This is a genomic window from Ohtaekwangia sp., from assembly GCF_036568665.1.
Classification (GTDB): domain Bacteria; phylum Bacteroidota; class Bacteroidia; order Cytophagales; family Cyclobacteriaceae; genus Ohtaekwangia.
On the sequence record NZ_DATCSD010000254.1, the window covers coordinates 1 to 5,042 of the forward strand.

At 43.7% G+C, this 5,042-nt stretch carries 5 protein-coding genes; 3 read left to right on the plus strand and 2 right to left on the minus strand.

Going from position 1 to position 5,042, the window contains the following annotated elements; translation table 11 throughout:
* Positions 1 to 56: 56 nt before the first annotated feature.
* The 3 genes from VIN08_RS14020 to lptC all read left to right on the plus strand — a co-directional run bounded on the left by VIN08_RS14020 (position 57) and on the right by lptC (position 2,618).
* Positions 57 to 773 (plus strand): type III pantothenate kinase, encoded by a 717-nt coding sequence (locus VIN08_RS14020; RefSeq protein WP_331966199.1) that lies wholly within the window; start codon positions 57 to 59, stop codon positions 771 to 773.
* Entirely contained in the window at positions 760 to 2,031 is a 1,272-nt protein-coding gene (locus tag VIN08_RS14025) for an outer membrane protein transport protein (protein ID WP_331966202.1), read from the plus strand. The genes VIN08_RS14020 and VIN08_RS14025 overlap by 14 nt, the downstream gene beginning before the upstream one ends.
* 68 nt (positions 2,032 to 2,099) lie before the next feature.
* Complete coding sequence (gene lptC, locus VIN08_RS14030) at positions 2,100 to 2,618, plus strand: LPS export ABC transporter periplasmic protein LptC (protein WP_331966205.1); 519 nt, start codon at positions 2,100 to 2,102, stop codon at positions 2,616 to 2,618.
* A 184-nt stretch (positions 2,619 to 2,802) separates the two neighbouring features.
* Here the strand turns inward: lptC and VIN08_RS14035 are convergent, their stop codons facing one another.
* Positions 2,803 to 3,681: a YicC/YloC family endoribonuclease gene (locus VIN08_RS14035; protein WP_331966208.1), complete on the minus strand. Its 879-nt coding sequence runs from the start codon at positions 3,679 to 3,681 to the stop codon at positions 2,803 to 2,805.
* A gap of 94 nt (positions 3,682 to 3,775) precedes the next feature.
* A partial coding sequence (locus tag VIN08_RS14040) for a BamA/TamA family outer membrane protein (RefSeq protein WP_331966211.1) occupies positions 3,776 to 5,042 on the minus strand: 1,267 nt, incomplete at its 5' end.

The following is a 5,042-nucleotide window of genomic DNA, read 5'->3' on the forward strand; positions in this document are numbered from 1 at the left end:
TAAGTGTACCTCTAACCGATTCCGATTAACAGATAACCATTAACGGATAACATTCTATGAATATAGTTGTCGATTACGGTAACTCGTCTGCCAAGGTAGGTATTTTTGATCAGCGAACGCTGAAGGAAAAGCATGTCTTTCGAAGTGAAGTTGAACTGAAAGATTTTTTACAAAACTTTCCGGCCGATCATTTCATCATAAGTTCGGTTAACACAGATGCAAAAACTGTTTCGGAGTGGACTAGTGCCAAGAAGAAATTTATTCTTCGTCATACTTTGCCATTGCCTGTACAGAATTTATATGCTACTCCGCATACATTGGGTGTTGATAGAATTGCAGGCGTATGTGGAGCACAGATTCTTTACCCGGCAACGAATTGCCTGGTGATTGATGCAGGCACTTGCATCACGTACGATTTTCTGGATAGTGAAGCCCGGTATCATGGCGGCAGTATCTCTCCGGGATTAAAGATGCGCTTTGAGGCGATGCACACATTTACTGCGCGCCTTCCGTTAGTACAGGTAACAGAAAATCCTCCGCTCACCGGCAACAGCACGGAGACGTGTATGCAGAGTGGTGCGATTCATGGTTTGACAGAAGAAATCGATGGAATTATTCGCAGATATTCAGAGAAATTCAGCGGTTTGGTGGTGATTTTGTGTGGTGGAGATACCGCTTTTTTTGAAAACAGGTTGAAAGCGTCCATATTTGCGGTCCCCGAACTGGTACTCAGTGGGTTAAACAGTATTTTATTATATAATGTCAGTCGCTAAAAAGTTTTTTTTACTGTGTCTGGTTATCATAACCACAGAAGAGGTTCGGGGTCAGGCTGCGCGATCGCCCTTTACTACATTTGGTATAGGCGATCCATATGGTAACGCCTTGATCCACAACCAGGGCACCGGCACCGGTGTAAGTCAGCCACAGTATTGGTATCTCAACAATCAGAATCCTGCGTTGCTTGTATTCAATAGCCTTACCGTGTTTGAAGCCGGTATAGTTGCCGAGCGCAGAACACTTCGTAGCAATGAAGGTCGCGAGAAAAATACCGGCGGTAACATGAGCTATCTCGTTACGGCTTTCCCGATAAAAGTAAATAAGTGGACTACCTCCATCGGGTTGATGCCCTATACGAATGTTGATTATGAGTATATCCATCCTCAAACATTAACACTGCCTGGCGGAGAAACTACTACGGCAGAATTTCGCGAATATGGATCAGGAGGACTCACACAATTATACTGGTCTAATGGCGTACGCATTAACAAAGAGATGAGCGTGGGCTTGAAAGCAACCTATCTGTTCGGTCCTATTGAAAATGTATACTCGAACCAGTTGAATCAAACAGACCAGATTCCTTATGTAATAGCGGTGTCTGAAAAATCAACGATAAAAGATTTCAATTTTGGTTTAGGATATTCTTTCAGTCGCGATTCACTCTGGGGAAAGAACTATCGCTTTAGTGTAGGTGCTGTTTATGATTTTAAAGCCAACCTGAACGCCAAACGCAGTGATCATTTTTATCGCACAACATTAGCAGGCGATACAATCGAATCGAACGAGATCAACAATGCCCGCGGAGAAATTAAAGTACCGGGAGCATTAACATTCGGAGTTTCCTTGAGTCGCGGATTAAAGTGGGCTGTATCAACCGAGTTTGCTTACCAGAACTGGTCTAACTTTAGCAGTATAAACAATGATGACAATGGGTTGCAACGTTCGTGGCGAGCATCATTGGGCGGAGAAATTACACCCGATCCGCTGGCACTCGGCAGTTATCTGAAACGACTCACCTATCGCATGGGTGTAAGTATGGAACAATATCCATTCCTGGCGAATGGCAATAGTGTAAAAGACTATGGCATTAATTTTGGGCTCTCGTTGCCGGCCGGACGTTCCAATCTTAACCTGGCTTGCAAAGTAGGCAAGCGCGGTAATAAGTCAGAAAATATACTGGAGGAGAACTACCTCAAGATATATTTTGGAATAACCTTTAATGACCAGTGGTTCATTAAACGCAAGTTTGATTGATCCTCCTGGTATAACAGGATAAAAAATCAAAGGCCATAGTTCATCCTGTGGCCTTTTCAATTTTGTTTATGAAACGATATTTACTTTTACTGATCCCGTTTATTGTATTCGCCTGCGGAAAACCGGAGATAAAAGAACCGGTGGAGTATAAAGGTCCGCTGCGTGAAGTAGAAAATATGGAGATGTTCTATACCGAGAACGATCGTGTAAAGGTAAAGATGCTGGCCGACCTGGTGTATGAATTTCAAAATGGCGATCGCGAATTTCCGAAAGGTATATATCTGGAGTTCTACGATATATTCGGAAAACTGGAATCTACACTGCGCGCCAACCACGCTTTCTATTTCAAGGATCAGGATCAGTGGCGTGGCCGCGGTAAAGTAGAAGTAAAGAATGTTGCCAAGAATGAACAGCTCAACACAGAAGAACTTTTCTGGAAGCCTGCCGATCAAAAAATATTCACAGAACAATTTGTAACGATCCGCCAGCAAGGAGATGTAATTTATGGTCAGGGCTTAACAGCTAAGCAGGATTTAACGGACTATGTGATTACAAAACCTGAGGGTGAGTTGGAAGTGCATGAGTAATTTTGTTTCCCGCAGATCTCACAGATGAACGCAGATTAAATGCACTCGATATATATAGCATAGCTTATGAATCAACAGCTATATTTAGTATAGCCTATACCTGCAAATATACCTTCATACAGACGCGCTCTAGCCGCACACATTCACTCCCTCTGGCAGCCAGCAGCTAAAAGCCTGCAGCCATTTATAGTACGTTGTTCAGTTGTTCCTTGATCTTCTCAAGTTCTTCTTTCATAATTACTACGTGCTTCTGGATGTCGGCATCATTTGCTTTAGAGCCGATAGTGTTTATTTCTCGACCGATCTCTTGCGAGATGAAGCCTAGTTTTTTACCGTTGGATTGTTGCTCGCCCAGTATCTGCATGAAGTAATTCAGGTGTGACTTCAATCGTACTTTTTCTTCGTTGATATCGAGCTTCTCTATATAGAAGATAATCTCCTGCTCCAGTCTATTCGTATCATAACCCTCTTCTCCGAAGAATGATACTATATTTCCTTTTAGTCGCTCGCGTATACGTTGCACCCGCTTTGGATCGAGCTCTTCAATTTTCTTTAGTTCCTGCCCGATTACTCCGCAGCATCCCTGCAACATTTTTTCCAATACGGAACCTTCTGCTTTACGGAACTGCTCGCATTTTTGAATAGCCTCCAACGCGATCTTTTTTATTTTATTCCACTCCTCCTCGTTACCTTCTTCTTTCAAATTATTCTGCACTACATCCGGAGAGTTGAGCGCAAGTTGAAAGAGCTGGTCGTGTGGTGCTATAACTTTATCGGCCAGTTTTTTCAGTTGCTGATAGTACGATGCAAACAATGCTTCATTATAGCTTTGCTTCATCGACTCATCGCCATAGCGTTGATACTCGATCACGATCGATACTTTGCCGCGCTCCAGTTTTTCACTGATGAGATTGCGTACTTCTATTTCACGTTCGGAGAAGAGTTTCGGCAAGCGCAGGTTCAGGTCAAGAAATTTGGAGTTAAGACTTTTTATCTCAACACTTATCTGCAATTGGCCATCGTCATAAGAAGCCTGGCCGAACCCTGTCATCGATTTTATCATAGCGTGAATTTATAAAACAAAGGAACGGAAAAAATTCCGTTCCCCTGAGTTGCCTGCAAGATAGCAGACGTAAAACATATATGTAGCGGGTATATCAGAAATCGTATCCCAGTGTTACATGCAATTTGGGATTGCCCACATCGTAGTTTTCTACCGGCCAAGCCAGGTCAAACTTCACATAGTATCCCAGCATCATGGTACGCATACCCACACCGTAGCTATAGAGCCAGGGGTTCAGGTAATTTTTGATCTCTGCCTGGAACGGTCCCTGCTGTATCACATTATAGCTTACACTATTGTTAGACGAGAACGGAGGTTTACCCGACCAGCTTGTACCTATATCATAGAACGCGGTGAACTGCATATTACGGAAGAAATTAGAAGAGATCGGCCCGCTTACCAGGGCGCGAATCAGTGGCACACGAAGTTCGGCATTGAACAACATTACACTGTTGCCAAACAAAGTACCATAATCAAAACCGCGAAGACTCGTAGCATATTCCATGAACAATATATCCTGGTTGGCAGTAGCCACACCGAGTGGATTGGGTTGACCTTTGCTGGTGGTGCCGGTATAGCGCGTTTTGTTGAACAGCCAGTTATCCATACCGCCTAGCATATATACTTTCGGAGAGCTGCCGAAGAATGTACCTGCATATCCGCGAACCGCTAACACAATCTCTTTATATATCTGCTGATAGTGACGGATGTCGGCTGTAACCTGTGTAAAGCTCAGGTCTTTGTTATTCATTCCCTGGTGATGCTGGAAGCTGATCTTACCGCGCGTTCCTTCAATCAGGTTCAAACCGGTTGATACTGAGTTATCATATACCAGCTCTGAACGAATACCCGCATAGTAGTTAGTAACCGGTACTGCTGTAGGAGGATTTGACGGAAAATCAGATACACCTAAATCAATAGAGCGTGCTGCTGCACCAAAAGGTTTTAATGTAAAGCGAATACGATCGGATATAGGAAGTGAAGCACTGATCTCAAATCTGTTCAAAGTATATTTATACTCTTCGCTCACCAGGTTATCAGTTGTCTCAATCGTATTCCAGCGAACAGCTTTACGATCGAAGCGAACACTGAAGTCGATCAGTGAAGGCAAATACTGGAACTCGGCATATACATCACCACCCTGCAGATCGATCGGCACCATCAACCCTCCTATAAATCGATAGTTCTCGAGCATGTCGTTCATCTGTGTTTCCAACAACAAGCCGACACCGCGAAGCTGATCGACTACTAAAGATGTAACTAAGTTATCAGCACTGAACTTTGATTCGTACGGGAATGGCCCGGTAATGCGACTCTTATCGCGTGCTTTCAGATAGCGCGTAAGGAACGTCTCCGAGGGC

Coding starts and splice junctions, on each gene's coding strand:
- VIN08_RS14020 (WP_331966199.1), top strand. CDS start 57: ATGAATATAGTTGTCGATTACGGTAACTCGTCTGCCAAGGTAGGTATT.
- VIN08_RS14025 (WP_331966202.1), top strand. CDS start 760: ATGTCAGTCGCTAAAAAGTTTTTTTTACTGTGTCTGGTTATCATAACC.
- lptC (WP_331966205.1), top strand. CDS start 2,100: ATGAAACGATATTTACTTTTACTGATCCCGTTTATTGTATTCGCCTGC.
- VIN08_RS14035 (WP_331966208.1), bottom strand. CDS start 3,681: ATGATAAAATCGATGACAGGGTTCGGCCAGGCTTCTTATGACGATGGC.